Annotated in this window: 24 protein-coding genes and 1 tRNA gene; 14 read left to right on the top strand and 11 right to left on the bottom strand. The window is 71.1% G+C overall.

The window, feature by feature from the left end; genetic code table 11:
• Positions 1 to 6: 6 nt before the first annotated feature.
• Together AC1Q49_RS09875 and AC1Q49_RS09870 are read right to left on the bottom strand one after the other, a co-directional pair.
• Positions 7 to 2,802, bottom strand: coding sequence for a hypothetical protein (locus tag AC1Q49_RS09875; protein ID WP_492491910.1), 2,796 nt, complete (start codon positions 2,800 to 2,802; stop codon positions 7 to 9).
• Positions 2,799 to 4,631, bottom strand: a complete 1,833-nt coding sequence (locus tag AC1Q49_RS09870; protein WP_101305750.1) for an HSP90 family protein — start codon at positions 4,629 to 4,631, stop codon at positions 2,799 to 2,801. The genes AC1Q49_RS09875 and AC1Q49_RS09870 overlap by 4 nt, the downstream gene beginning before the upstream one ends.
• Positions 4,632 to 4,729: 98 nt before the next feature.
• On the opposite strand from AC1Q49_RS09870, the gene AC1Q49_RS09865 reads away from it, so the two are divergent.
• From AC1Q49_RS09865 to rplA, 6 genes are all read left to right on the top strand, one after another.
• Positions 4,730 to 5,164: a pyridoxamine 5'-phosphate oxidase family protein gene (locus AC1Q49_RS09865; protein WP_060959214.1), complete on the top strand. Its 435-nt coding sequence runs from the start codon at positions 4,730 to 4,732 to the stop codon at positions 5,162 to 5,164.
• Between the two features lie 136 nt (positions 5,165 to 5,300).
• A tRNA-Trp gene (locus AC1Q49_RS09860) sits at positions 5,301 to 5,373 on the top strand.
• Positions 5,374 to 5,467: 94 nt separating this feature from the next.
• Positions 5,468 to 5,731 carry a preprotein translocase subunit SecE gene (secE, locus tag AC1Q49_RS09855; protein ID WP_167626531.1) on the top strand — a complete coding sequence of 88 codons (264 nt, stop codon included), beginning with the start codon at positions 5,468 to 5,470 and terminating at the stop codon, positions 5,729 to 5,731.
• A gap of 53 nt (positions 5,732 to 5,784) precedes the next feature.
• Positions 5,785 to 6,870, top strand: a complete 1,086-nt coding sequence (nusG, locus tag AC1Q49_RS09850) for a transcription termination/antitermination protein NusG (protein WP_191008000.1) — start codon at positions 5,785 to 5,787, stop codon at positions 6,868 to 6,870.
• Positions 6,871 to 7,013: 143 nt separating this feature from the next.
• Positions 7,014 to 7,445, top strand: a complete 432-nt coding sequence (gene rplK, locus AC1Q49_RS09845) for a 50S ribosomal protein L11 (RefSeq protein WP_005050009.1) — start codon at positions 7,014 to 7,016, stop codon at positions 7,443 to 7,445.
• 13 nt (positions 7,446 to 7,458) lie between these two features.
• Positions 7,459 to 8,148 carry a 50S ribosomal protein L1 gene (gene rplA / locus AC1Q49_RS09840; protein ID WP_005050012.1) on the top strand — a complete coding sequence of 230 codons (690 nt, stop codon included), beginning with the start codon at positions 7,459 to 7,461 and terminating at the stop codon, positions 8,146 to 8,148.
• 56 nt (positions 8,149 to 8,204) lie between these two features.
• Here rplA and AC1Q49_RS09835 read toward each other — a convergent pair whose 3' ends face one another.
• Positions 8,205 to 8,480 carry an acylphosphatase gene (locus AC1Q49_RS09835; RefSeq protein WP_060959211.1) on the bottom strand — a complete coding sequence of 92 codons (276 nt, stop codon included), beginning with the start codon at positions 8,478 to 8,480 and terminating at the stop codon, positions 8,205 to 8,207.
• Between the two features lie 23 nt (positions 8,481 to 8,503).
• Positions 8,504 to 9,130: a LysE/ArgO family amino acid transporter gene (locus tag AC1Q49_RS09830; protein WP_492491906.1), complete on the bottom strand. Its 627-nt coding sequence runs from the start codon at positions 9,128 to 9,130 to the stop codon at positions 8,504 to 8,506.
• Between the two features lie 69 nt (positions 9,131 to 9,199).
• Between AC1Q49_RS09830 and AC1Q49_RS09825 the strand changes: the two genes are divergently transcribed.
• A complete protein-coding gene (locus AC1Q49_RS09825) occupies positions 9,200 to 10,090 on the top strand; it encodes a LysR family transcriptional regulator ArgP (protein ID WP_191008001.1) in 891 nt (296 codons plus the stop codon).
• 1 nt (position 10,091) lies between these two features.
• Here the strand turns inward: AC1Q49_RS09825 and AC1Q49_RS09820 are convergent, their stop codons facing one another.
• The 4 genes from AC1Q49_RS09820 to AC1Q49_RS09805 all read right to left on the bottom strand — a co-directional run bounded on the left by AC1Q49_RS09820 (position 10,092) and on the right by AC1Q49_RS09805 (position 14,298).
• Complete coding sequence (locus tag AC1Q49_RS09820; RefSeq protein WP_060959209.1) at positions 10,092 to 11,144, bottom strand: NADP-dependent oxidoreductase; 1,053 nt, start codon at positions 11,142 to 11,144, stop codon at positions 10,092 to 10,094.
• A 135-nt stretch (positions 11,145 to 11,279) separates the two neighbouring features.
• Entirely contained in the window at positions 11,280 to 11,744 is a 465-nt protein-coding gene (locus tag AC1Q49_RS09815; protein WP_492491903.1) for a MarR family winged helix-turn-helix transcriptional regulator, read from the bottom strand.
• The gene (locus AC1Q49_RS09810; RefSeq protein ID WP_492491901.1) at positions 11,737 to 13,440 is read right to left on the bottom strand and encodes an MDR family MFS transporter; all 1,704 of its coding nucleotides are present in this window, start codon (positions 13,438 to 13,440) and stop codon (positions 11,737 to 11,739) included. The genes AC1Q49_RS09815 and AC1Q49_RS09810 overlap by 8 nt, the downstream gene beginning before the upstream one ends.
• Positions 13,441 to 13,608: 168 nt before the next feature.
• A complete protein-coding gene (locus tag AC1Q49_RS09805; RefSeq protein WP_198553677.1) occupies positions 13,609 to 14,298 on the bottom strand; it encodes a YqaJ viral recombinase family protein in 690 nt (229 codons plus the stop codon).
• Positions 14,299 to 14,619: 321 nt separating this feature from the next.
• Between AC1Q49_RS09805 and rplJ the strand changes: the two genes are divergently transcribed.
• Both rplJ and rplL read left to right on the top strand, forming a co-directional pair.
• On the top strand, positions 14,620 to 15,108 hold the full coding sequence (gene rplJ, locus AC1Q49_RS09800; protein WP_060959206.1) for a 50S ribosomal protein L10: 489 nt from the start codon (positions 14,620 to 14,622) through the stop codon (positions 15,106 to 15,108).
• A 50-nt stretch (positions 15,109 to 15,158) separates the two neighbouring features.
• Positions 15,159 to 15,542: a 50S ribosomal protein L7/L12 gene (gene rplL / locus AC1Q49_RS09795; protein WP_060959205.1), complete on the top strand. Its 384-nt coding sequence runs from the start codon at positions 15,159 to 15,161 to the stop codon at positions 15,540 to 15,542.
• Positions 15,543 to 15,616: 74 nt separating this feature from the next.
• On the opposite strand, the gene AC1Q49_RS09790 is transcribed toward rplL, so the two are convergent.
• Entirely contained in the window at positions 15,617 to 16,636 is a 1,020-nt protein-coding gene (locus AC1Q49_RS09790) for a LacI family DNA-binding transcriptional regulator (protein WP_101305757.1), read from the bottom strand.
• A gap of 225 nt (positions 16,637 to 16,861) precedes the next feature.
• On the opposite strand from AC1Q49_RS09790, the gene AC1Q49_RS09785 reads away from it, so the two are divergent.
• The 5 genes from AC1Q49_RS09785 to AC1Q49_RS09765 all read left to right on the top strand — a co-directional run bounded on the left by AC1Q49_RS09785 (position 16,862) and on the right by AC1Q49_RS09765 (position 25,274).
• Positions 16,862 to 18,196, top strand: a complete 1,335-nt coding sequence (locus AC1Q49_RS09785; protein ID WP_101305758.1) for an ABC transporter substrate-binding protein — start codon at positions 16,862 to 16,864, stop codon at positions 18,194 to 18,196.
• A gap of 128 nt (positions 18,197 to 18,324) precedes the next feature.
• Positions 18,325 to 19,671 (top strand): carbohydrate ABC transporter permease, encoded by a 1,347-nt coding sequence (locus AC1Q49_RS09780; protein WP_101305759.1) that lies wholly within the window; start codon positions 18,325 to 18,327, stop codon positions 19,669 to 19,671.
• The gene (locus tag AC1Q49_RS09775; protein WP_060959201.1) at positions 19,668 to 20,645 is read left to right on the top strand and encodes a carbohydrate ABC transporter permease; all 978 of its coding nucleotides are present in this window, start codon (positions 19,668 to 19,670) and stop codon (positions 20,643 to 20,645) included. The genes AC1Q49_RS09780 and AC1Q49_RS09775 overlap by 4 nt, the downstream gene beginning before the upstream one ends.
• Positions 20,646 to 20,723: 78 nt before the next feature.
• The gene (locus tag AC1Q49_RS09770; protein ID WP_492491896.1) at positions 20,724 to 23,591 is read left to right on the top strand and encodes an HAD-IC family P-type ATPase; all 2,868 of its coding nucleotides are present in this window, start codon (positions 20,724 to 20,726) and stop codon (positions 23,589 to 23,591) included.
• 12 nt (positions 23,592 to 23,603) lie between these two features.
• A complete protein-coding gene (locus tag AC1Q49_RS09765; RefSeq protein WP_492491894.1) occupies positions 23,604 to 25,274 on the top strand; it encodes an amidohydrolase in 1,671 nt (556 codons plus the stop codon).
• 4 nt (positions 25,275 to 25,278) lie between these two features.
• Here AC1Q49_RS09765 and AC1Q49_RS09760 read toward each other — a convergent pair whose 3' ends face one another.
• The gene (locus tag AC1Q49_RS09760; RefSeq protein ID WP_492491941.1) at positions 25,279 to 25,950 is read right to left on the bottom strand and encodes a DUF305 domain-containing protein; all 672 of its coding nucleotides are present in this window, start codon (positions 25,948 to 25,950) and stop codon (positions 25,279 to 25,281) included.
• Complete coding sequence (locus AC1Q49_RS09755; protein WP_060959198.1) at positions 25,950 to 26,666, bottom strand: thioredoxin-like domain-containing protein; 717 nt, start codon at positions 26,664 to 26,666, stop codon at positions 25,950 to 25,952. Before AC1Q49_RS09755 ends, AC1Q49_RS09760 begins: the two co-directional genes overlap by 1 nt.
• Positions 26,667 to 26,673: the final 7 nt, after the last annotated feature.

Here is a 26,673-nt window from a genome sequence, read left to right as displayed (position 1 = left end):
GCCCGGTCAGGCCGGCAGCACCGCCCGGACCTCGGCCGCCTCGGCGTGACGGCCGAGGCCCTCCAGGACGTCGCCCAGCTCGAGGGCGACGGCCTGTCGGAGGGCCTCGGCGTCGTCGGCGTGGTCGAAGGCGGCGCGGTAGACCGCCACGGCGTCGCCGGGCCGGCCGGCCTCGCGCAGCACGCGCGCCGCCAGCAGCTCCGACCCGCCGGCGCCGGCTGGGTCGCCCGCCGCCGCGAACGCGTCCGCGGCCTGCAGGGCGGTCGCGACGGCGTCGTCGACGTCTCCGCGGCCGATCAGCAGACGGGCGCGGGTGTCGAGCACGTCCGCGACGAACCAGGCCGCCTCGTGGCGTCGGCCGAGCTCCAGAGCCTCGTCGACCAGGGCGAACGCCTCGTCGTCGCCGCGCTGCTGATGCGCCTGGGCCAGGGTGTGCAGGGCGTCGGCCAGCAGGCCCACCTCGTCGTCGTCGCCGCGGACGATGCCGACGGCCTCGGCGAGCACCTCGATCGCATCGTCCAGGGCTCCGAAGCGTCCGAGCAGGCGGCCCTGCTGCACGAGCGCGTACGCCCGGCCCGCGGCATCCTCGGCCTCCTCGCGGAGATCGGCCGTGTACGCCCACGCTCCCACGGCGTTGCCGTACTCCTCGGCCGCCTGCAGCGCCTGCGCCAGCAGCGCGGCGGTGAGGGCGCGCGAGGCCGGCTCGACGCCGCTCTCGCTCTCCTCGCGGAGCACCTCGTTCAGCGTGTCCACCGCCTCCGCGGCGAACCCGGCGGCGAGCATCGCGCGGCCCTGGCGGAAACGGACGTCCACGCTCGACAGGTCGGCGCCGTCGCGGCGCTCCGCGGCGACCCGGTAGCGGCTGACCGCCGCCGCGGGCGCACCGGCATCCTCATGCAGCATCGCCGCGAGCAGGAAGGACTCCGAGACGATCACGTCGTCCACGCCGATCGAGACCGCGATCCGCGCCGCCTCGTCGGCGGCGGCGGCGCCCGCGGCGAACTCCTCGACGACACCGTGCAGCCGGGCACGGGTCACCAGGGCGCGCACGCGTCGGCCGTCGTCGACCGCGGGATCGGCCAGCAGCGCGTCGATGACCCGGATGGCGCCGGCGGCGTCGTCGGCGGCCGAGAGCGCGTCCGCCTCGAGCAGCCGCATGCCGTGGGCGCGGCCCACGTCGCCGGCCTCGGCGAACAGGGCCGCGGCATCGCGGGCCGGCGCCAGCGCGGCGTCGTGATCGCCCGCCCAGAGTCGGCCGATCGCGACCGTCGACAGCAGATCCGCCCGCTCGGCGATCCGATCCGCCGCCAGGGCGTCGAGCTCGTCCTGCACGCGCGGGAGCGACTCGACCAGGTCGACGCCGAACAGCACGAGTCCGAGCCGCTCCTCCAGTGCCTCCTGCACGTCCAGGCCCGCCTCCCGCAGGATGGCGCGCCGGTCCGCGAGCGCGGCGGACGCCTCGTCGGTGCGGCCGTACGAGGTGAGGGCGGAGACGAGGTGCGAGCTCAGAGCGACCCGTTCCTCCCCGACGGCGTCCGGGAGGGCGGCACGGATGGCGTCGATCGCGGTGCTCGATCCCGCGCTGGCGAGCACGAGCGCGCGCTCCACCCGCTGCTGCGGGGTCTGCGGCTCCTCCGCCGCGACCAGGGTCGAGAACTCGTGGGAGCGGATCGGCACGTCGTAGCGCTCGGCCCCGCTCTCGCGCAGTCGCGCGAGAGCACGGGCATGCGCGTCGGTGCCGTTGCGCGCGTCGAACGCGGCGGCGATGCGGTCGGCTTCGGCCCACGCCCGCGCCGCCAGCTCGGCAGCCGACCACGGGCCGTCGTGCGGGCCGAGCACGGCCACCAGCTCGGCCGCCTCCGAGCCGCGCACGGGCGTGTCGGGGTGCCCGCCCGCGGCGACCGCGTCGAGGCCGACGGCGAACGCGGCCAGGGCGGTCTCGTGCGCCGCGGCATCCAGCCCGTCGTGCACCAGCCAGGGGAGGTGCTTCTCGACGAGGGCCAGGGTGCGGGCGTCGTTGCCGGTGACGGCGCAGAAGACCACGTTGTCCGCGATGATCGCGAGGTTCGCGGGGTTGTCCTTGGCCAGCCGATAGCTGCGCAGGTGCGCGGCGCGCGCCTCGTCCAGCATCCCGGCGCGCAGGTACGGCAGCAGGATGCGGGCGAGCGCGTGCTCCGGCTCCTCGCCGCACGAGAAGCCGCCCTCGATCATCTCCTGCACGAGGCGGATCGCGTCGTCCTCTCGTCCCGTCTCGGCGAAGAATCCGGCGAACTGACTGCGCACGCACGCGTCGCAGTGGCTGTAGTCGTCTCGCGGGGTCGCCTCCAGTCGCTGCTGCAGGGCAGCCGCCTCCTCGACGCGGCCCGCCGACCAGGCGTCCTCGAAGCGCGCCATGAGCACGCCCGACTCGCCGACGCCGGCGCGGCGGTAGTGCTCCGCCATGTCGTCGAGCACCGCCGCGATCTGCGCGGGGGCGAACTCGGGCGAGTTGGAGAGCGCGCCGGCCATCCACTTGTAGTGCCAGAGAAGGTCGCCGGCGGGTTCGAGCACGGCCGGGAAGCGCTCCGGGTCGGCGTCGTGATGGGCCAGGCACCACGCGAACGAGGTGAGCATCAGGTCGGTGTCGCCGGCCATGTTGGCGCTCGATGTCTGCCGCAGCCGGGCCTCGTACTCGAGCCGCTCGTCACCGCTCTCCCGCGCCAGCGACACGGCGTCCGCGACGAGCGCACGTTCGGCGGGACCCCACGGCGTGCGGTCGATCTCGTCGAAGAGCGTGCGGACGCGGGAGGCGAAGCTGGTCATGATTCTCCTTCGGGGGATGCGGATGCCGCCGGGTCGTCGGCGTGCAACGCACGGCCGAGCAGCTCCGAGAGCGAGGTCGTCATCAGTGCGCGGTCGGCCGCGCCGAGCGGGTGGTGGCCGGCCAGCAGCGACTGGACGTACAGCAGGTGGATGCCGAGGTCGAACACCCGGCCGTCCGGGGCCGATCCGAGTCGGCGCACGAGCGCGTTGGTCCAGTTCAGACACAGCCGCGCGGCGGGGGCGCCGTCGGCGGGCGCGCCGCCGACGACCGCGGCGGCGCGATCGAGCACGCCGCCCCACAGCGCACCGCCGGCGCTGCGGGCACGGCCGCGATCGAGCGCGCGCAGCACGGCGGGGTCGGAGACGAACAGGCCGGGCAGCTCGCCGCGCGCGAAGGAGCGGACCATCACGTCGACGTCGGGCAGCGCCGCCGCCGCGCGGCGTTCCAGCTCCAACGCGGCGGCGCGGTCGTCCAGAGGCGGCAGATCGAGCCGGTCGATCTCGTCCAGCACCTCGATGCGCTCGACGGTGACGTGGGGGAAGACGTCGGGGAGGCGTCGGATCAGATCGGCGTCGTAGACGTAGCCGCCGTCGACCAGCACCCCGCCGTCGTCGATGACGCTCGCCACCTGGCGGAACTCGTCGACGGTCTCGGCGTAGCGCACGTGCGGGAAGCGGCGCACGAGCTCCTCGATCCGCAGCCGGCCCTGCGTGGTCTCCACCGACAGCCAGCGGACGATGAAGCGGGCGAGCTCGTCGTCGTGGCGCACGAGCGCCTTGAGGGCGACCTCGTGGATCGCGACGAACTGGGCGAGACGGGCGGGATCGCTCAGCGCGAGGTCGAGGATCCACCGGCGGATGCCGTCGCCCAGCTCCCGACGGGTCTGCTCCAGCGCGTCGTCGTCGACCAGCGCCTCCCGGCTCGCGGTCGGGTGCAGTCCCTCCGAGTCGATGACGGCGCGCGCGAAGAACGCCCAGTCGGGGAGGATGTCATCGGCGCGCTCGGTCAGCAGCATCCGGCGCAGGTACACGCGGGTGCTCTGCCGCGCCGACGGCGGCGGCGCGAACGGCAGCACGTAGGCGACACCGCGGGTCTGCGTCGCCGGCACCGTCAGCGCGATGACGTCCAGCGGTTCCGCACCGAGGAGGTCGCGGCCGTAGGCCAGCCGCGTCTCGCGGTCGGCGGACAGGAACGGCGGCGCGGTGGTGATCGTCGTCTCGCCGCCGGCGGGCAGGTCGACTGCGATCGTCACGGGCAGGTAGGCGGCGAAGGTCTCGGCGAGCTCGAGCACCGTCGCGGTCTCCACGAGGGCGCGCGTCTCGGCGCGGGGGGAGAGGTGCACGCTGGTGCCGACGGGGGTCTCCGGCGCGCCGGGGCCGACGGTGAAGGTGCCGTCGGAGCGGCCCACCCACTCGACGGCCTCGCCGGCGGCGGCGCTGCGCGAGCGGATGACGATGGTGTCGCAGACCATGAAGCACGACAGCATCCCGATGCCGAACTGGCCCAGGTAGTCGCCGCGCGGCAGGTCGAAGATGTCGCGCTTGGAGCTGCGCCCCACGGTCGCCAGCAGATCGGCGACCTCGGCGGCGGTGAGACCGACGCCGTCGTCGCGGAGGACGAACTCGTCGGATGCCGCACTCACCGGCGTGATCCGCACGCGCCCGCCCCCGCCGTCGACGCCGCGGCGCGCGGCGATCGCGTCGACCGCGTTCTGCAGGAGCTCGCGCAGATACACGCGGGGACCGGAGTAGATGTGCCGGCTGAGCAGATCGATGACTCCGCGCAGGTCGACCTGGAACTGATGGGCGGCGTTCTCGTTCAGCGTCATACCTCGGGGTGGAGCGTCGGGGATACCTCCAGGCTATTCGAGAATTTGCCCGGCGCGCGGGGGTGGCGCCGCGCGCGCCGGCGGAGCAGGATGAGGCCATGGACACCTCGGATGCGGTCAGCTTCCTCGATGACCGGCAGTGCTGGCAGCGACTCGCCGAGCAGGAGCTCGGCCGCCTGGTCACCCACGTCGGCGACGTCCTGGACATCTTCCCGGTGAACTACATCCTCGACGGGGAGAGCATCGTCTTCCGCACCGCCGAGGGCAGCAAGCTGACCGAGCTCACGATCAACGACGGCGTGCTCTTCGAGGTCGACGAGTACAGCGACACCGACGCCTGGAGCGTGGTGGTGCGCGGCCACGCCCACCGCCTGACGACGGCCGACGACGTGCGCGCCGCGGACGAGCTCGGGCTGCGCCCGTGGATCCCGACGGTGAAGTACAACTACGTCCGCGTCGTTCCGGCATCCCTGTCCGGACGCGACTTCCGCCGGGGGCCGGAACCCGATCGGTACGGTGTGCAGGAGTACTGACGGTTCGCGCGTCCAGATGGCATGACGTACACTGGACAGTGCACTTGAAGTCTGCATTCTTTTGCCGTGCCCGCGTGGTTCCCGCGTGGTCCTCGAGCACGGGAGGCGGATTTCACCCTGGGATCCCCGGATCTCTAGGGCGGTAGCTCAATTGGCAGAGCAGCGGTCTCCAAAACCGCAGGTTGCAGGTTCGATTCCTGTCCGCCCTGCGCGTCAGCGATCAGTTGACACAGCAGGCGCGCCGGTCCACGCCGGCGCGGAAGCAAGTCCGAGAACGTCCGAGCACGTCACATGGGTGGGTAAATGGTCCAGGAAGAGGCGCACGGCGAGGTCGTCGCAGCAGGCGGCACGCCCCGCGAGAAGAAGCTGAACTTCTTCCAGCGGATCGCGCTCTTCATCCGCCAGGTCTTCGGCGAACTCCGCAAGGTGGTCACGCCGACCCGCCAGGAGCTCCTGAAGTTCACCGGTGTCGTCCTCGGCTTCGTCGTCGTGATGATGGCCGTCGTGTACAGCCTCGACTTGCTCTTCACCTGGGTGGTGCAGGTCGTCTTCGGCGTGCCGAGCTGATCCAGCCGACGCCCGAGCTGTCACCGCACGACCCCCGAGGGAAGAGGACATACGTGTCTGAGAAGTACACCGACGACGTCGACTGGGCCACCGCCGCCGAGCAGTCCAGTGAAGACGACGAGGCGCAGGAGGGCAACGTCCTCGCCGCCGAGGAGCGCGCCTCCGCGCCCGCGGAGCACCTCGCCGTCCACGTGGTCGACGACGAGGACGCGGCCGTCGACGACGACGAGTACGACGACATCGACATCGAAGACCCGGAGGCAGACGCCATCGTGAACGACGCACTGGAGATCGACGAGGCCGCCGAGGCCGAAGCCGCCGCCGAGGTGCTCACCGACGCCCTCGCCGAGGAGGAGGCCGACGCGGCCGCTCACGCCGCCGAGGAGATCGCGCCCTACGACGGTCCCGACGTCAACGGCGAGCCCGACGCCCCCGTGCTGGACGAGGAGTTCGTCGCCGAGGTCGAGACCGCCGGCGAGGTGGTCGAGGCCGCCGAGGACGACGCCGACGCCGCACCCGAAGACCCCTACGAGGCGTTCCGCACCGAGCTGCGGTCGCTTCCCGGCAAGTGGTACGTCATCCACTCGTACGCGGGCTTCGAGCGCAAGGTGAAGGCCAACATCGAGCAGCGCAAGAACTCGCTCGAGGTCGAAGAGGACATCTACCAGGTCGAGGTCCCCATGGAGGACGTCGTCGAGATCAAGAACGGTCAGCGCAAGATGGTCACGCGCGTCCGGATCCCCGGCTACGTGCTCGTGCGCATGGAGCTCAACGAGGACACGTGGTCGGTCGTGCGTCACACGCCCGGCGTCACGGGCTTCGTGGGCAACGCCCACAACCCGACGCCGCTGCGTTTCGAGGAGGCCTTCAACATGCTGAAGTCCCTCGTGCAGATCACCGAGACGGCGCCCGTCAAGGGCGGCGGGGCCAAGGGCTCCGCGACCCAGGCGCGCAGCGTCATCACCGAGGTCGACTTCGAGATCGGCGAGACGATCACGATCAAGGAGGGCTCGTTCGCGGGTCTTCCCGGCTCGATCAGCGAGATCAAGCCGGAGAGCGGCAAGCTCACGGTGCTCGTCTCCCTCTTCGAGCGCGAGACGCCGGTCGAGCTGTCGTTCGACCAGGTCACCAAGCAGTGATCGCCACCGGATGCCGCGGCATCCGGTAGAATCATCAGGTTGCGCGCTCGTCGCGCGACCTCCCCACCACCTTTCGGGTCCGCCGATCGCGTGGAAGCGCGCCCCGATGCTTCGGCCACGGGCGCTCGACAGAAGGAAAGAGAATGGCACCGAAGAAGAAGGTGACCGGCCTGATCAAGCTTCAGATCAACGCCGGTGCCGCCAACCCGGCGCCGCCGATCGGCCCCGCGCTCGGTCAGCATGGCGTCAACATCATGGAGTTCTGCAAGGCGTACAACGCCGCGACCGAGTCGCAGCGCGGCAACGTCATCCCCGTGGAGATCACCGTCTACGAGGACCGCAGCTTCACGTTCATCCTGAAGACCCCGCCCGCCGCGGAGCTCATCAAGAAGGCCGCCGGCGTGCAGAAGGGCTCCAAGACCCCGCACACCGTCAAGGTCGCGAAGCTCACCAAGGACCAGGTCCGTCAGATCGCCGAGACGAAGATGCCCGACCTGAACGCGAACGACATCGAGGCCGCCTCGCTGATCATCGCCGGCACCGCCCGCTCCATGGGCATCACGGTCGAGGACTGAGGGGGAACGCACAATGGCTAAGTCCAAGGTTTACGAAGCAGCCGCGGCGAAGATCGACCGCGACAAGTTCTACACGTCCACCGAGGCCGTGAAGCTCGCGAAGGAGACGGGGTCGAAGAAGTTCGACTCGACCGTCGAGGTCGCCCTCAAGCTCGCGGTCGACCCGCGCAAGGCGGACCAGATGGTCCGCGGCACGGTCATCCTCCCGCACGGCACGGGCAAGACCGCCCGCGTCATCGTGTTCGCGACGGGCCCGGCCGCCGAGGCCGCCATCGCCGCGGGCGCGGACGAGGTCGGCGGCGCCGAGCTCATCGAGAAGGTCGCCGGTGGCTGGACCGCGTTCGACGCGGCCGTCTCCACGCCCGAGCTCATGGGCCAGGTCGGACGCCTCGGCAAGGTCCTCGGTCCCCGTGGCCTCATGCCGAACCCCAAGACCGGCACCGTGACCCCCAACCCGGCCAAGGCCGTCGAGGAGATCAAGGGCGGCAAGATCGAGTTCCGCGTCGACAAGCACGCCAACGTGCACTTCGTCGTCGGCAAGGCCTCCTTCACGGCCGAGCAGCTGGAGGAGAACTTCACCGCCGCGGTCGAGGAGATCGTGCGCCTGAAGCCCTCGAGTTCGAAGGGCCGCTACATCCAGAAGGGCGCCGTGTCGACCACGTTCGGCCCCGGCATCCCGCTGGACGTCAACTCCCTGGTCTGATCCTCGGATCGACCGCACGACGGGGCTCCACCTTCGGGTGGGGCCCCGTCGTCGTCTCAGCCGTCCCGGCGGATCTCGAAGACGCCGGAGCCCTCGGGCGCGATCTGCTCGACCTGCACGTCGTCGACCCAGCCGCCGCGCGGGCCGCGGCGGGCCCAGTCCACGACGTCGGCCACGGCCGCATCGCTGCCCTCCACCTCGGCCTCGACGCTGCCGTCGGGGCGATTGCGCACCCATCCGGTGGCCCCGGCGCGCGCGGCGACGGCTTCCATCGTGAATCGGTACCCGACGCCCTGCACGCCGCCGCGGGCGACGAGGTGGACACGCATCATCCCCCCATCCTGCCCGCACCGCGTCAGCGGGGCCAGACGAGGCTCACCGCGAGGGCGATCATCACGACCGCGATCACGCCGTCGACGATGCGCCAGGAGCGCGGCGTGGCCAGCCGGCGCCCCAGATGACGGGCGCCGAGGGCGAGCGAGAAGAACCAGAGGACGGATGCCGCGGCGGCCCCCGCGGCGAACCACCAACGGTCCGCGCCGTGCGTGTTCGCGACGGAGCCGAGGAGGAACACGGTGTCGAGGTAGACGTGCGGGTTGAGCCAGGTGAGCGCGAGGCACGTCAGGACGATCGGTGCGAGCCGCGGCGCGCGGTCAGCGTCGCGCGGCCTCTCGTCGGACACCTGCAGCGCCGCGTCCGCCGGACGCAGCGCCCGGCGCGCCGCGAGCAGCCCGTAGCCGCCGAGGAAGAGGGCGCCCGCCCACCGCACGGCGTCGATGAGCCAGGGGACGGCGTGCAGGATCGCGCCGATGCCGGAGACGCCGACCGCGATGAGCACGGCATCCGACAGTGCGCACACGAGGGCGACGGCCACCACCCGCTCGCGGCGGATGCCCTGGCGCAGCACGAAGAGGTTCTGCGCGCCGATCGCGACGATGAGCGACAGGCCGAGGCCGAAGCCGGCGAGGACGGTGGGGAGCACGGCTTCGACGCTAGGAGGATCGTCGTGATCAGTCCAGGTGACGATTCTCACGCCTCGTAAGCTGAGCTTATGTCCCGTATCTCGCCCGAGCTGGCGCTCACCCTCGCGACGGCCGTCGAGGAGGGGACGCTGGAAGCCGCCGCGCGTCGACTGCACCTCACCCCCTCCGCCGTCAGCCAACGCATCCGGGCGCTCGAGGACGCGCTCGGACAGGTGCTCCTCGTGCGGACGAAGCCGGTGCGCGCCACTCCGGCGGCGCACGGTGTCGTCCGCTACGCCCGCCAGCTCGCGCTCCTCGAGGCCGACGCGATCGCGGAACTGGGCGCGGACGCCGCCACGACGCGCGTGCCCCTCGCCGTGAACGCGGACTCCCTGGCGACCTGGTTCCTCGCCCCGCTGGCACGGTTGAGCGCGCGCCACCCGGTGGTCTTCGACCTGCACCGCGACGATCAGGACTTCACGGCGGGCCTGCTCGAGTCGGGCACGGTGATGGGGGCGGTCACCTCGCGTGAGCAGCCCGTCGGCGGATGCCGGGTCAGCCCGCTCGGGGAACTCGTCTACGAGGCGGTCGCGACCCCGGCCTTCCGCGATCGGTGGCTGACCGGCGACGCCGACGGCGACCGCGACGGGCTGCGGCGGGCGCCGGTGATCGACTTCGACCGCCGCGACGACCTGCAGACGCGCTGGTTGACGGCCCGGGGCGTGGACCCCACCGCCCCGCCGCGCCACCGCGTGCCCGCGTCGCACGACTTCGCGACGGCCGTCCAACTCGGGTTGGGATGGGCTCTGCTGCCGCGCCTGCAGTCGCGCGAGGCCCTCGCCTCCGGCGCCCTCGTGCCGCTGGGCGGACCAGAGGTGGCGGTGGCGCTGTTCTGGCAGCAGTGGAACCTGCGCTCGCCCCTGCTCGACGCGGTGGCGGGGGAGATCGTCGCGGAGGGACGCCGCGTGCTGTCGCGGTGAGTCAGCAGTCGCCGACCGCGAGGACGATCTTCCCGCGGGTGTGACCCCGCTCCACCTCGCGGTGCGCCGTCGCGGCCTCGCCCAGGTCGTAGACGTGGTCGACGAACACGCGGATCGCGCCCGAGTCGAGTAGACGCGCCAGCGTCGCCAGGACGGTGCCGTCGGGGACCACCTTGTACGAGGTGGTCCGCACGCCCGCGGCCGCGGCGGCATCCGCGTACTGCGGCCAGCCCCCGGTGGGCACGAGGACGTACAGGCCGCCCGGGCGCAGCACGCCCAGCGACCGGGTGCCCGTGTCGTCGTGCACGTTGCCGACGAGGTCGATGACGACGTCGACGGTGCCGACGACGTCCTCGAAGCGCGTGGTCGCGTAGTCGATGGCGACGGATGCCCCCAGCTCGCGCAGCCACGCGAGGTTGCCGGCCGATCCGGTGGCGATCACCTGTGCGCCGAAGTAGGCGGCCAGCTGCACCGCGAAGTGGCCCACACCGCCCGCGCCGGCGTGGATGAGCACCCGCTGGCCCTCGTGGGCGTGCGCGGTCTCGACGACGAGCCCCCACGCGGTGAGCGCCGCCAGCGGCACCGCCGCGGCCTCGGCGTGCGAGAGCGACGCGGGCTTGCGCGCGACGGAGAGGGTGGGCACCACGACGTAGTCCGCGTAGGATCCGCCGGAGCGGGGGAAGGGGGTCATCCCGAACACCTCGGTGCCGGGAGGGAACGGGTGCGACTCGTAGGGCGCCGAGACGACGACGCCGCTGAAGTCGAAGCCGAGCGTGCTCGGGAACGCGTCGATGGCCCCCGACACCCCCGCGCCGGAGCGGGTCTTGGCGTCGATGGGATTGACCCCGGCGGCGACCACGCGCACGAGGAGCTCGCTCAGCACGGGAGCCGGCACGGGGATCGTGGCCTCGTGCAGCACCTCCGCGCCGCCGACCTCGTCGAAGACCATCGCGCGCATGTCCCGGGGGATCTCGGGGACGGGGGCGGTGTGGGCGGCATCCGCTGCCGCGGCGCCCCGCAGAGGCCGGAATCGGGTGAGACGGTGAGAGACCATCGGGTCGCTCCTTCCCGTGCGTGTCGGCGTTGGCTGCACGTGCGGCCGGGGAGGCGTGGTGCCCCCGTGCCGACCAGTCAACCCCGGGGATGTCTCCGCCGTGTTACGCGAGTGCTACCGGGCCGCTAAGCGTCGTCAGCGGCGCGTGACGCTCTCGCCGAGCGCATGCAGCAGGCGGGTCAGCGCGTGGATGTCGTCGAGGGGCCAGTCCACGATCGCATCCAGCAGCAGGCCCTGCTGCGGGGCCCGCGCGGCCTCGAGGCGCCCCCGGCCCTCGGCCGTGGCGGACAGCAGGCTCGAGCGGCCGTCGGCGGGGTCGGGGGCGCGCGAGATGAGGCCGAGGCTCTCCAGCTCGCGGATCGTCCGGCTCAGCTGGCCCTTGTCCATCATGAGGTGATCGGCGAGCGCGGACAGGGTCACGCCGTCGCGGCGGGCGATGGTCGTGAACACCTTGTACGCGCCCGGCAGCAGGCCCGGGCTCACCCGGTTCGCGATCTCGCTGATCACCCGTTGGAAGCGGGTGATCAGCTCCCCGAACTCGGCCTCCAGCTCCCGCACCGCGTCGGTACGGGAGCTGGAGGCTGCGGAGGTCTCAGCCATCGTCGCGGGTTCCCGTGCGCACGGTGCGCACCGATCCGGTCGCGGTCAGCGTCTCCATGGCCTCCGGGACGGAGACGGTCGCGAGGTCGGCCTCGCTCGCCTGCAGGCGCTCGACGGTGGTCATCGTCGTGAGCGGCTTGTTGGGGAGGAAGACGATCGCGATCAGCGAGATCACGGCGAAGGGGACGGCGATCAGGAAGGAATGGGAGATGCCGTTGGCGTAGATGTCCTCGAACACGACACGAAGCGTATCGGGCATCGCCGAGACCTTGGGCAGCGATCCGGACTGCAGCTGCTGCCCCCAGTACTGGGCCTGGTCGCCGAGCCCCATCACGGCGGCGGTGATCTCCTCCTTGCGCTCGGCGACGAGGTCGACCACGCGCGCGGCGAGGGCGGCGCCCATGACCGAGACGCCGATGGTCCCGCCGAGGCTCCGGAAGAACGTCACACCGGAGCTCGCGACACCGATCTCCTCCGGACGGGTCGTGTTCTGCACGACCAGCACGAGGTTCTGCATCGTCATGCCCACGCCCGCACCGAGCAGGAACATGTACACCGAGACGAGGAAGAAGTCCGTGTCGTAGTGGATCGTCGACAGCAGCGACGAGCCGGCGATCAGCAGCACGGCGCCGACGATGAGGTACGGCTTCCACGTGCCGTAGCGGGTCACCAGCGTGCCGACGCCGACCGAGGCGACCAGGAGGCCGCCGATCATCGGGATCGTCATGAGCCCGGCCTCGGTCGGGGTCGCCCCGCGCGCCAGCTGCATGTACTGGCTGAGGAACACCGAGGCGCCGAACATGGCGATGCCGGTGGCGATGGAGGCGATGACCGACAGCGTGAACGTGCGGTTGCGGAACAGCGTCAGCGGCACGAGCGGCTCGCGCGAGCGCAGCTCGACGATGACGAACAGGATCGCGGCGAGGACCGCGCCGCCGACCATCAGCACCGTCGTGAGGCTCCACCAGTCGTTGTTGCCGAGATCCCACCAGTCGCCGGTCTTGGTCGTGCCGGCGTTGGTGACCCAGACCAGCAGCAGCGAGACGGCGGCCGACAGCAGCACGATGCCGAGGTAGTCGATCGTCGTCTTCTTCTTCGGGCGGGCCGGCACGTGCAGGGTCGCCTGGACGAGCACGAGGGCGACGACGGCGACCGGAAGCGAGACGAAGAAGTTCCAGCGCCAGCCCCAGGCATCCGTGATCACACCGCCCAGCAGCGGCCCGCCGATCGTGGCGAGCGCCATCACCGCGCCGAACAGGCCCATGTAGCGGCCGCGCTCGCGCGGGCTGATGATGTCGGCCATGAGCACCTGGCTGAGCGCGGCGAGGCCGCCGGCGCCGATGCCCTGCACGGCGCGGAACGCGATGAGCATCTCGGGGCTCTGCGAGAATCCCGCGGCGGCGGTCGCGAGCACGAAGATCACGATCGCGAGCTGGTAGAGCACCTTGCGGTTGGTGAGGTCGGCGAGCTTGCCCCAGATGGGGGTCGAGATCGCCGTCGTGAGCAGGGTCGCCGTGACGACCCACGTGAAGGCGGCCTGGTTGCCGTCGAGGTCGTGGATGATCACGGGCAGCGAGCTGGAGACGACGGTCGAGGCCAGCATGGACACGAACATGCCCAGCAGCAGACCGGACAGGGCTTCGAGCACCTGCCGATGGTTCATGCGCGGTGCGCCGTCGGTGAGGGTTTCTGACATAGGGGTGCTTCCTGGAGGTGCGGCGATGCGGAGGAGTCGCCGGGGGCGACGGGATGGTTGATCTCAGTCAACGTTTGAGCTGGGTCAACTATATGAGCAACGTTGACCTGCGTCAACTATTCCCGACCCGGCTCTGCCCGTGCCGAGGCCCCGGCATCCGGCGGGCGGTCAGTCGGCGAGGGCGAGGGCGCGGAACGGCTCGCGGGCGCGCGGTGCGGCGGCATCGGCCGGCGCCGCTCCGGCCCGGCGCGCGGTGGTGCGGCGGTAGAGCTCGTCGATCAGCTCGGTCGCGAGGCGCACGAGGTTGCCGATCTCCCGCTCGTCGCGGTCGACCCAGGCGCACCGGGGCTCGTCGCCGACGGGCACGAACCCGTCGTGCTCCTCCCACACGACCAGGGTGCGCTCGGCACCCAGCACGTGCTGCTGCCACCACACCTGACGCAGGTAGGTGCGGGGGATCGAGCGCCACGTCTTGTTCGTGGTCTTGATCTCCGCGAGCACGACACGACCGTCCTGATCGACCGTGATGCCGTCGGGGGTCGCGAGGTGGCGCTTCTCGACGACGGCGTGGAAGAGGGCCGACGAGGGGTGGATGCCGTGCGTCGCCGCGACCCAGGCGGCGATCTCCGGCTCGCGGCGACGTCCGTGGTCGGTGTACGCGTTGCCCGAGAAGCCGCGCCCGGCGCCGAGCTTGGCGTCGGCCGCGCGCGCGATGGCGGCGGGACTCGTCAGCTGAGCGACATCTGTCGCGGTGATGCCGCGCGAGCGGGCGCGCATCCAGCCCACGCGGTCGCGCGAGTCGGCGACGATGCGGGAGGCCAGCTCCGGGGCGATGCGTGCGAAGGCCTCCGGAGTCATGACATCGAGGCTAACCCGCGCCGTCGACAGCCGGGCCCCGCGACACCCGCGCCGCCCGGATTTGGCGACGGTGCCGGCGTCGCCTATGCTGGGGGAAGCCAAAGACCGCTGGTCTCGGCGTGCGCGCAAGCGGATGCCGACGAAGCTCTGCATCGCAGGGGCCCGCGCAGGTGTCACAGACAGTACCGGGAAACCGGACACGAAGCTCCGTGCGCTTGCGCCGGAGCTTTTTCTCGTTGTGTGGGGTCCGTATCGCAGGACAGCCGGTCGAGGCCGACGCTCCGCCACCGCGGGGTGTCACGTTCACATCAAGGAGTGACCATGGCGCAGAAGGATGCATCGGTCGCCGAGCTCACGAAGAACTTCGAGAACTCGACTGCCGTTCTGCTGACCGAGTACCGCGGTCTGACGGTCGCCCAGCTCAAGCAGCTGCGCAACAGCATCCGTCAGGACGCGAGCTACGCCGTGGTGAAGAACACGCTGACCAAGATCGCCGCGAACAACGCGGGGATCACGGCGCTGGACGAGGACCTCAAGGGTCCCTCGGCCGTCGCGTTCGTGCACGGCGACTTCGTCGCCACCGCGAAGGCTCTGCGTGACTTCGCCAAGGCCAACCCGCTTCTCGTGATCAAGGGCGGCGTCTTCGAGGGCAACGCCCTGAGCGCCGACGAGGTCAACAAGTACGCCTCCCTGGAGAGCCGTGAGGTTCTGCTGGCGAAGGCGGCGGGCATGATGAAGGCGACGATGGGCAAGGCTGCGGCCACCATCGACGCGCTTCGCGAAAAGCTGGAGACCGCCGAGGCCGCGTAAGCGACCGGCGAGCTCTTTCCCATACACCCCACCCATCTAGGAGATACATCATGGCGAAGCTCACCACTGAGGAGCTGCTCGAGCAGTTTGCCGGCCTGACCCTCGTCGAGCTCAGCGAGTTCGTGAAGGCGTTCGAGGAGAAGTTCGACGTCACCGCTGCCGCCCCCGTCGCCGTTGCCGGCGCCGCGGGTGCCGCGGGTGGCGCCGAAGAGGTCGAGGAGAAGGACTCCTTCGACGTCATCCTCGAGGCCGCCGGCGACAAGAAGATCCAGGTCATCAAGACGGTCCGCGAGCTCACCTCGCTCGGCCTCGGCGAGGCCAAGGCCGTCGTCGACGGTGCCCCCAAGGCCGTGCTCGAGGGCGCGAACAAGGAGACCGCCGAGAAGGCGAAGGCTGCCCTCGAGGAGGCCGGCGCTTCGGTGACCATCAAGTAATCAGCTCTTCTCGAAGAACTGCAGCGAAGACCCCCCGGCTCGGCCCGGGGGTCTTCCGCGTCCGCGCGGCGCGCTCAGACCCGCTCGACGCCGTCGCTGATCGGGGCCGTGGAGCTGCGCACGACGAGCCGGGCGGGAAGACGCAGCTCGGTGCGCGCGCGGCCCGGCTCGGCGATCTCGGACAGCAGCACGCCCACGGCGGCCCGGCCCTGTTCCCGCGGCACCTGCTGGAGCGTGGTGAGGGCGAACATGTCGGCGAACTCGTGGTCGTCGATCCCCACGACGCTCAGCGCCGACGGCACCTGGATGCCGAGGCGACGGGCCGCGATGATCGCGCCGATCGCCACCTCGTCGCAGACGCCCACGATGGCGGTCGGGCGGCGGCGCGTGTCGCTGAGCAGATCGGCGGAGGCGGCGTAGCCGTCGGGCAGCGTCACCTCGGAGTGCGCGTGCCGGGCGAACTGCGACAGGCCCGCCTCGCGCATCGCGTGGCGGTAGCCGGCGAGCCGCTCCTGGTCGACGTGTGCCCAGTGGCTCTCGGGAGCGCCGCCCACGAACGCGATGTCGCGATGGCCGAGGGCGATGAGGTGCTCGGTGGCCCGCCGCGCCGCATCCGCGTCGTCCACCGCGACGACGCTGGTCAGCTCGCTCGAGCCGACGACGCTGACGATCGGGCGGTCGATGCGCGTCAGACGCTCGAGCTCGTGGTCCACCGGTTCCAGGCCCACCGCGATCAGGCCGTCGAACCTCTTGCGCGCCAGGAAGTCGTCGAAGATCCGGGCGCGCCCGTCGGTGCCGGGCTTCGCGTCGTACAGGGTGAGGTCGAGGCCGCGTTCCAGCAGCGCCTGCTGGATGCCCTCGAGCACCTCGGCGAAGAACCAGCGGTTGACGTAGGGCATGACGACGCCGACGTTCTGCGTGCGGCCCGTCGCGAGTCCGACGGCCCCGGCGGACGGGACGTAGCCCAGCTCGGCGGCCGCCGCGCGCACCCGCGACTTCGTGCTCTCGGATACGTAGCCGGCGCCGCTCAGGGCACGACTGGCGGTGGCCTTCGAAACGCCCGCGTGGGCGGCGACCTCCGCTATGCCCGCCATCGGCGCTCCTCCTCGAGCTGATCGATCGTCTTTCTCACGGTTCAGTATGGAACCGGTTGCTCTCATCTTCGTTGCGGCGCGTTCCGCGCGATAGTTGTCGTTATCGGGTTGTGACAATCGCTGCCTTGTGTCGTGGGAGCGTGTCCAATAGCTTTGCCTGGAATCGGTTCCGGGAAGGAACCGTGTGCACAGGAATCATCCGAGCACTCAATGAGGAGGAATCACATGGGGATGTCACGGCGGCGCTGGATTGCGCCTCTTGCCGTCATGGGCGTGGCGGCATTCGCTCTCGCCGGCTGCGCCGAAGGCGGCAGCAGCGGCGGCAGCACAGGGGGATCGGCAGCGGCCGGGGGCACCGTGCGGATCGCGGGCGGTATCACCGGTTCTGAGGCCGACGCCCTGCAGAAGGTCTTCGATGACTGGAGCAAGACCAGCGGGGTCACCGTGGAGTACACGGGCGACAAGAGCTTCGAGGCCAACATCGTCACGAAGGTGACCGGTGGCGATGCTCCCGACATCGCGATCGTGCCGCAGCCGGGTCTGCTGAAGACCCTCGTCGGCACGGGCGACGTGAAGGCGGCACCGAAGGCCGTCGAGGACAACGTCGACGCCAACTGGTCGCCCGACTGGAAGAAGTACGGCACGATCGACGGCACGTTCTACTCGGCGCCGATGCTCGCCAACATCAAGGGCTACGTCTGGTACTCGCCGGCGAAGTTCAAGGAGTGGGGCGTCGAGATCCCGAAGACGTGGGACGAGCTGCTCACGCTGACCAAGACGATCCAGGAGAAGACCGGGGCGGCGCCCTGGTGCGCCGGCTTCGAGTCCGGCGGCGCGTCGGGCTGGCCCGGCACCGACTGGGTCGAGGACCTCGTGCTGCGCCAGTCGGGTCCCGAGGTGTACGACCAGTGGGTCGACGGCACCGTGAAGTTCACGGACAAGCCGATCTCCGACGCGTTCACCGCGGTCGGCGACATCCTGCTGAACCCGTCGTACGTCAACGCCGGCTACGGCGACGTCAAGAGCATCAACAGCACCGCGTTCGGTGACGTCGCGGCGAAGGTGGCGGACGGCTCCTGCCCGATGACCCACCAGGCGTCGTTCCTCACGGCCAACTTCCTGACCGTGAAGACGGCATCGGGTGAGACCCCGAAGGTCGCGCCCGACGGTGACGTCTACGCCTTCGTGCTCCCCGGCTACAAGGAGGGCTCGGCCACGATCGAGGTCGGTGGCGAGTTCGTCGCCGGCTTCTCCGACAGCGAGGCCACGCAGAAGGTGCTCGAGTTCATGTCCAGCCCCGAGTTCGCCGACGCCCGCGTCAGCGAGGGCGGCGCCATCTCGGCCAACCTCAAGGCGGACCCGAGCAAGGCTTCGAGCGAGTTCCTCACCGAGGCGATGAAGCTGCTGCAGGACCCGAACACCACGGTCCGCTTCGACGCGTCGGACCTCATGCCCGCCACGGTCGGCTCCGGCTCGTTCTGGAAGGGCATGGTCGACTGGATCGACGGCAAGGACCAGGCCACGGTCCTCAGCGACATCCAGGCCGGCTACAACAACTAGTCACACCCACCGCGTGACACCGCGGGCGGGATGCCGAGGCCTCGGCATCCCCCCCCCCCCCCCCCCGGGGTGCCCGCCCTCGTCGTCACCCACGTCCCGCGTCCGCCGAAGCACACGGAGGCTCATCGATGTCCGCAACCACCACCGCGCCCGCGCGATCCCAGACGGATGCCCCGAAGCCTCCGCCGGGCCGGCGCCGCGCCTTCTCTCCCCGCGTCACCGCGGGTATCGCGACCGGCGCGCTCGTCGTCGTCCTCGCGCTCGTCGTCCTGCTGCTGCTGAGCGCACCCGTCGAGGATCCCGCCAAGATCGTCATCCCGGGCGTCTCGCTCACCGCGTTCTTCCAGTGGCTCGGCGTCATGGGGCCGATCGTCCAGATCCCGATCATCCTGATCGTCTTCGGTGCGGTCGTCGGCGTGCTCCTGCTGCTGATCGAGTACGCGCCGCGCCCCGGTCGCCTCTACTTCTGGATCCGCCTCGTCGCGTGCTTCGCCATCCCGGTGATCGCGCTGATGCTGCTGCGGCCCTACGCGAACGCGTTCATCTACGTGCTCGGCATCGCCCTGGTCTCCGGCGGCGCGCTGTTCCTGCTGGACTACCGTGCGCGCAAGGGCGCCGGCTACCTCTTCCAGCTCGTGCTGTTCGCCGCTCCCGCGGCGGTGCTGCTGCTGATCGGCCTGATCTACCCGTTCATCGCCACGTTCGTGCAGTCGTTCTACGACAAGACGGGCGCCGAGTTCGTGGGCTTCGAGAACTACGTGTGGGTGTTCACGCAGCCGGAAGGCACGTGGTCGGTGATCAACACCGTCATCTGGGTGCTGATCTGCCCCACCATCGCCACGATCGTCGGGCTCGCCTACGCGGTGTTCATCGACCGCGCCGCGGGGGAGCGGTTCCTGAAGGTGCTGATCTTCATGCCGTTCGCCATCTCGTTCGTGGGCGCCGGCATCATCTGGAAGTTCATGTACGACTACCGGCAGGGCGATCAGCTGGGTCTGCTCAACGCGATCATCACGGCTTTCGGCGGCGACCCCGTCGCCTGGCTGAGCGTGACGCCCCTGATCAACAGCCTGCTGCTGATGGTGGTGTTCATCTGGAGTCAGACGGGCCTCGCCATGGTCATCCTCTCGGCGGCCATCAAGGCGGTCCCGCCGGAGCAGATGGAGGCCGCCGAGCTCGACGGCGCGAACGCCTGGGACAGGTTCCGCAACGTCACAGTGCCCGGCATCCGCTCGTCGATCGTCGTCGTGGTGACCACCGTGGCCATCGCGGCGCTGAAGATCTACGACATCGTCGCGGTCATGACCGGCGGTCGCGCCAACACCTCGGTGCTCGCCTTCGAGATGGTCAACCAGCAGCAGCGCTTCCAGAGCTACGGCCACGCGGCGGCGCTGGCAGTCGTGCTGTTCATCTTCGTCACGCCGCTGATCGTCTTCAACATCATCCAGATCCGCAAGCAGAGGGAGATCCGATGAGCACCGGCGTCGACGTCATCGAGCCCGTCACCGACACCCGTTCGGCACGGCAGGTCTCCCGCGACACACGCAAGCACGAGGCGATGGCGCGCAAGCGCCTGTCGTCGAAGGGCGCGACGATCGCGGCACTCATCATCGCGATCTTCTGGACCATTCCCACGTTCGGCCTGTTCGTCACGTCGTTCCGCCCCGGATCGGACGTGCAGAGCACCGGCTGGTGGACGGTGTTCACCGACCCGTCGTTCACGCTGGAGAACTACCAGAAGGCGCTGACCTCCGGCGGCACCGCGCTGACGCTGGGGGAGTCGTTCCTCAACTCGCTGGCGATCACGATCCCGGTCGTCTTCTTCGCCCTCGCGGTCGCCTCGCTGTTGGCCTACGCGTTCGCGTGGATCGACTTCAAGGGTCGCAACCTCGCCTTCATCGCGGTGTTCGCGTTGCAGATCGTGCCGCTGCAGATGGCTCTCGTGCCGCTGCTGAGCCTGTTCTCCCGCGGCATGACGATCGGCGACGTGACCGTCTTCCCGGCCCTCGACCTCCGCGGGCTCGAGCACAGCTTCGCGACGGTCTGGATCGCGCACACGATCTTCGCCCTGCCGCTGGCGGTGTTCCTGCTGCACAACTTCATCGCGGAGATCCCCAGCGAGGTCATCGAGGCGGCGCGGGTGGACGGCGCCGGACACGGGCAGATCTTCTTCCGGATGATCCTGCCGCTGGCCGCGCCCGCGCTGGCGTCCTTCGCGGTCCTCGAGTTCATCTGGGTGTGGAACGACCTGCTCGTCGCGACGATCTTCGCGCCGTCGTCGTCGCTGCCGATCACCCAGTCGTTGAACTCGCTGTCGGGCACGTGGGGCGACCAGTGGTTCCTGCAGGCCGCCGGAACGTTCATCTCGATCATCGTGCCGCTGGTCGTGTTCTTCGCCCTGCAGCGCTTCTTCGTGCGGGGGCTCCTCGCGGGGGCGACGAAGGGCTGATCGTTCGGCACCGTCCTTCGGGGGAGCGGCGCGGAACTCGTGGGGACACGAGCCGCGCCGCTCCTTTAGTGTGAAGCCATGACCAGCCCCGCGCAGGACGTCGGCGTCGAGCTCGAAGAGGTGGACCCGGCCGTCGGCCTCCGCGCCGACGAGGTCGCCGCGCGCATCGCGGACGGGCGCTCCAACGCCTATCGGGCCGAGACGAGCCGCAGCGCCGCCAGCATCGTGCGCGCGAACGTGTTCACCCTCTTCAACGGCATCGTCTTCGCGTGCTTCGGCATCCTGTTCGCCCTCGGCCGCTGGCAGGACGCCCTCTTCGGCTTCGCGGCGGTGGCCAACGCCGTCATCGGCTCGGTGCAGGAGTTCCGCGCGAAGGCCGCGCTCGACAAGCTCGCGCTGCTCAACGCCGCCGCCGCGCGCGTGCGCCGCGACGGGACCGAGCAGGAGGTGGCGCAGACGGAGGTGGTGCTGGGCGACATCCTGGTGCTGCGCGCCGGTGACCAGGTGCCGGCCGATGCCCGGATCGTGGGCTCGCGCGGCCTGCAGATCGACGAGTCGATGCTGACCGGCGAGTCGGATGCCGTGGACAAGCGCCCCGGCGACGAAGCGCTGTCCGGGTCGATCGTCGTCGGCGGCGACGGCGACGCGCAGGTCATCCGCGTCGGGGCCGACGCCTACGCGAACGCGTTCGCCGACGAGGCCAAGCGGTTCTCGCTGGTGGGCTCCGAACTGCGCGACTCGATCAACCGCGTGCTGACCTGGGTCGGGTGGGGGATCGGTCCGATCGGACTGCTCGTGCTGAACGCCCAGATGCAGGTCGCGGGCGGCTGGCGCGCCGCGTGGGAGACCGGCTCGTGGGTGCAGGCGGTGGTGAACACGATCGCCTCGCTCACCGCGATGATCCCGCTCGGGCTCGTGCTGATGACGTCGATCACCTTCGCGGTGAGCGCCGCACGCCTGGCCGCCCGGCAGGTGCTCGTCAACGAGCTGCCCGCCGTGGAGGGCCTCGCCCGGGTCGACGTCATCTGCCTGGACAAGACGGGCACGCTCACCGAGGGCGAGATCGTCTACGACGACGTGTTCCTGCTCGACGAGGTCGACGGCTGGCGCCGCACGCTGGGCTGGTACGGCGCCGCGCCCGACGCCAACGCGACCGCACGCACCCTGCGCGAGCCGTTCGCCGCCGAAGCCGCCGCGCGCCCCCGCGTGGCGGCGGAGACCATCGCCTTCTCGTCGGCCCGCAAATGGAGCGCCGTCTCGTTCGACGCCGACGGCGACGCCGCCGGCACGTGGGTGCTCGGTGCGCCGGAGATGGTGTTCGGCGCGGCCGCGAGCGACGTCGCCGACCCGCTCGGCTCCGCGGTCGTCGCGCGCGCCTCCACCGGCCGCCGCACCCTCGTGCTCGCGTATGCGGCGAGCGTGCTCAGCGCCGACGACGCCGAGCACGAGCGACTGCCCGAGGGGCTCGGGCCCGTGGCGGTGCTGACTTTCCGCGAAAAGGTGCGCGCCGACGCCGCCCAGACGCTCGAGTACTTCCGCGCCCAGGGGGTCGGCATCCGCATCATCTCCGGCGACAACCCGCGCACGGTCGCGGCGATCGCGCGCGAGGTCGGCGTGGATGCCGCGGAGGGCTACGACGCCCGCGAGATCCCCGACGACGACGCCGCGCTCGCCGAGGTGCTGGAGCAGCACACCGTCTTCGGTCGGGTGAGCCCCGATCAGAAGAAGCGGATGGTCGTCGCGCTGCAGTCGAACGGGCACACCGTCGCCATGACCGGCGACGGGGTCAACGACGCGCTCGCGATCAAGACGGCCGACATCGGCATCGCGATGAACTCGGGCGCCGCGGCCACGAAGGCCGTCGCCCGCCTCGTGCTGCTCGACGGGCGCTTCTCGCACCTTCCCGACGTCGTCGCCGAGGGGCGGCAGGTGATCGCGAACATCGAGCGCGTCTCGATGCTGTTCCTCACCAAGACCACGTACGCGACCCTGCTGGCGCTGCTCTTCGGGCTCCTGCTGCTCGAGTTCCCCTTCCTGCCGCGGCAGTTGTCCATCACCGACGGGCTGACGATCGGCATCCCCGCCTTCTTCCTCGCCCTGATGCCGAACGCGCAGCGCTACATCCCCGGGTTCCTGCGTCGCTCGCTGAGCTTCGCGATCCCGACCGGGGTCATCGTGGCGCTGACCCTCACCGCGTACACGCTCGTCGTCCGCGGCGCGGGCATCGAGGTCGACGAGCTGCGCACGGGCGCCACCATCATCCTCGCCGTCGTCGGCATCTGGATCCTCGCCGTGCTCAGCCGCCCGCTCAACCGCTACAAGGGCGCCGTCGTCGGGGGGATGTTCGTCGCCCTCGTCGTCATCTTCTCCGTCGCGCTGTCGCGGTCGTTCTTCCTGCTGGTCGATCCCGGCCAGGTCACCGCGGTCGTGGTGACCGGCGCGTGCGTGGCCGCGATCGTGCTGATCGAGGTCGTGCGCGCGATCCAGCGCCGCTACGTCGCGCGCGCCCTCGCCGATGCGGCTCCGGCGCATGCCGTCTCGCACACGCGGGAGGTCTCGCGTCCGGTGCCGGTCACGATCGCCGTCGCGCTGGTCTACCTCGGCGGTCTGGCCAGCGCCATGTTCGGCATCCTGTTCCTGCTCAGCCGCTACGACGTGCCGGGGTCGATGGTGATGAGCGTGTCGCTGATCGGCGTCGGGATCGTGCTGTTCGGCCTGCTGTCCGTGGCCGCCGCGTCGGGACTGGCCCGGGGCAGCGGGCTGTCGCGGCTGTTCGTGAGCGTGCTCGCCCTGGCGCTGATCGCGCTGCAGGCGTGGAGCCTCGCGGTCGACCACGACTGGGACGGGTGGTCGCTCGCCCAGATCGCCGTCCACGCGCTCGTGCTCGCCGCGCTGTGGGCGCCTCCCGCGCACCGCTTCTTCCGGCCCGTGCGCCACGCGAGCTGAGAGAGGATCGACATGAGCGAGCTCATCGTGACCGGCGGAGCGGTGTTCGACGGCGTGCAGCGCATCGACGCAGAGGCCGTGGGCGTGCGCGACGGCCTCATCGTCGCCGTCGGCGCGCGCGACGAGGTGCGCCGCGGGCTGCCGCACGCCGACGAGCTGGATGCCGCGGGCGGTCTCATCGCGCCCTCCTTCGCCGATGCGCACGTGCACCTCGGCCTCGTCGCCCTGGAGGGCCTCGACTGCACCCTCGACGACACCGGCTCGGAGCGGGGATGCCTCGAGCGCATCCGCGCGCACGCCGAGGCGCTCGCCGACCCGCAGGCATGGGTGCGCGGAGGCGGCTGGCGCGCCGAGTGGTTCGCCCGCGGCACGCCCTCGCGCGCGGCGCTGGACGCCGTCGTGCCCGACCGTCCGGTGCTGCTGCTCGACAGCGACCGGCACGGCGCGTGGGCCAACTCGCGCGCCCTCGCCCTCGCCGGGATCGACCGGACCACGCCCGACCCGCCCGACGGGCGCATCGTGCGGGATGCCGACGGCGAGCCGCAGGGCACCCTGAGAGAGGGCGCCGTCGACCTGGTGGGCCGCATCGCCCCGCAGCCGGGCCCCGACGCGCTCGCCCCCGGCATCCGGACGGCCGCCGACCATCTGCTCTCCCTCGGCGTCACGGGCTGGCAGGAGGCGGCGCTCGCCTCGTTCGGCAGCATCCCGGACTTCACCGACGCGTACCTCCTCGCGCTCGCCGCGGGCATGCGCGGGCGCCCCACCGGTGCGGTCTGGGTGCCGCGGGACCTGACGGTCGACGCCGTCGCGGAATTCGTCGCCGGCCTGCGGGAGCGCGCCGATCGAGCGGATGCCACGGGTTTCCCCACCCGCACGGCCAAGCTCATGCTCGACGGCATCGTCGAGTCGAAGACGGCCGCACTTCGCGGGGGCTACCCGGACGGATCGCGCGGGCTCAGCTACTTCCCCGACGAGGTCGTCCACGCCGTCGTCGCGCAGGTGAACGCGGCCGGCATCCCGGTGCACGTGCACGCCATCGGCGACGCCGCGGTCGCCCAGGCGCTGGACGCCTTCGCCGCGGCGGGGCCCGCACCCCACGGCGTGCGCAACCACATCGCGCACGTGCAGGTCGTCGATCCCGCCGACGTCCCGCGGTTCGCCGCGACCGGTACGACCGTCAACGCGCAGGCGCTCTGGGCGTGCCGCAGCGAGGTGATGCGCACCGTCACCGCTCCGCTGCTCGGTCCGCAGCGCAGCGCGTGGCAGTTCCCGTTCGGGTCGCTGTGGCGCTCGGGCGCGGCGCTGGCGATGGGATCGGACTGGCCCGTGTCGGCGCCCGATCCGTGGGCCGCGATCGGCGTCGCCGTCACGCGGAGGGAGGCGGACCATCCCGACGTCGACCCGCTGGGCGCCGACGAGTCCCTGCCGCTGGCGGTGGCCCTCGCGGCGTACACGAGCGGCTCGCACGCGCTCATCGGCGACGGGGCGGCGGGCCGGATCCGCGTCGGCGCCGCCGCCGATCTGGCGATCGCCGACCGTGACCCGTTCGCCGGCGGCGACGACGACATCGCCCGTACCCGCAACGCTTGGACGATCGCGGCCGGGCACGTCATCGACGCGCGGCGGCACTCCGGCGCCGCCTCCGCCGATGTCTCGGCGCAGGCCTGTCCCGCCTGCGCCTGAGGTCTCAGCCGGTGCAGCCCAGGCCGGCGCGCAGCGAGGTCATCAGGTCGATCTCGGCGGACTGGGTGTCGATGACGCCCTGGGCCACCGTGAGCGCACGCGGCTCGTGTCCGAGCTGCAGCAGCGCCTGAGCCATGGGCAGCGCCCCCTGGTGGTGCCGGATCATCAGCCCCAGGAACGTGCAGTCCGCCGTCGTGCCCGTCTGCGCGCGCAGCGCGGCGAGCTCGTCCGCACTGGCCATTCCCATCTGCGTCATCAGCTCGGCCTCGGACGGGCGGGCCGCACCCGTGCCGGCGTGCTGGTGCGAGGTGTCCGCGGCATCCATCCAGCCCATCAGCGGGCCGCCCGCCTGCGGCAGCCCCCACTTCACGAGCCAGTCGTAGAACTCGCCCTTCTGCGCCGACTGTGTCGTGGCGATGTCGTAGGCGAGCACGCGCACGTCGTCGTTGCGGGTCGTGCGGTAGATGTCCATCGCCATCTCGACGGCCTGACCGTGGTGCACCTGCATGTCGCGGGCGAACCCCGCCTCGGGCGAGTCGGATGCGGGGGCCGCCGCGGCCGCCGAGGCGCCGAACGTGGAGAATCGTCCGATCGCGAAGGCGAGGCCCGCGATCGCGAGGGCGACGATGAGCACCGCCCACCAGGGCGGCAGGGCGCGCGTCGAGGCGGGGGCGATCACGACCGCTTGCCGGGACCGTCGATCGCGCCGGTGCACGCGGCGCCCGGCTCGGGCACGTTCTGGTTGCGCCAGTACTCCTCGAAGAAGGTCGGGATGCGGCTGTCGGTCGCGCTGTCGAGCTTCAGCTGCGCGTTCCAGGCGCTGAGCACGATGGGGGTCGGCAGCCCCTCGTACGGCGAGAGGATGACGTACGTCGACGGCAGCTGGGCCTTGAGCGCGTCGAGGTCGGCGCCGCTGACCTGGGTGGCGTCGTAGGTGACCCAGACCGCGCCGTGCTCGAGCGAGTGCACCGCGTTCTCGTTGGTCTGCGGCTGGTCGTAGATGCCGCAGTTGAGCCAGTACTGGTTGTGGGGGCCGCCGGCGGGCGGGTTCTGGGGGTAGTCGACGGTGCCCGCGACGTGCTGCGTCTCGTTGGTGAAGGTCTCGACGCCCTCGATCGTCGCGCCCGTCCCACCGGCCTGGTAGGTCGCGGCGCGCGGGGCGAAGACGATCGAGGCCGCGATCACCGCGACGACCGCGACGGCGGCGACGCTGCCGACGACCCACCAGGTGAGGCGGCTGCGCCGGCGTCGCGCGAGCTGTCGCTGATACTCGGCCAGCTTCTCCTGCTTCTGCTGCTCACGCTGCTGCTTGACGGTGAGCTCGATCTTGGCCTGCGTCGCGGGGTTGCCGCTGGCGCGCTTGCCGCGGGGGGTGGAGGGCGTCGGGGTCATGGAGAGG

Source organism: Microbacterium sp. MPR-TSA4, assembly GCF_058792815.1.
Note: the sequence above shows the minus strand (reverse complement) of the source record. Positions and strands in the feature narration are given on the sequence as shown.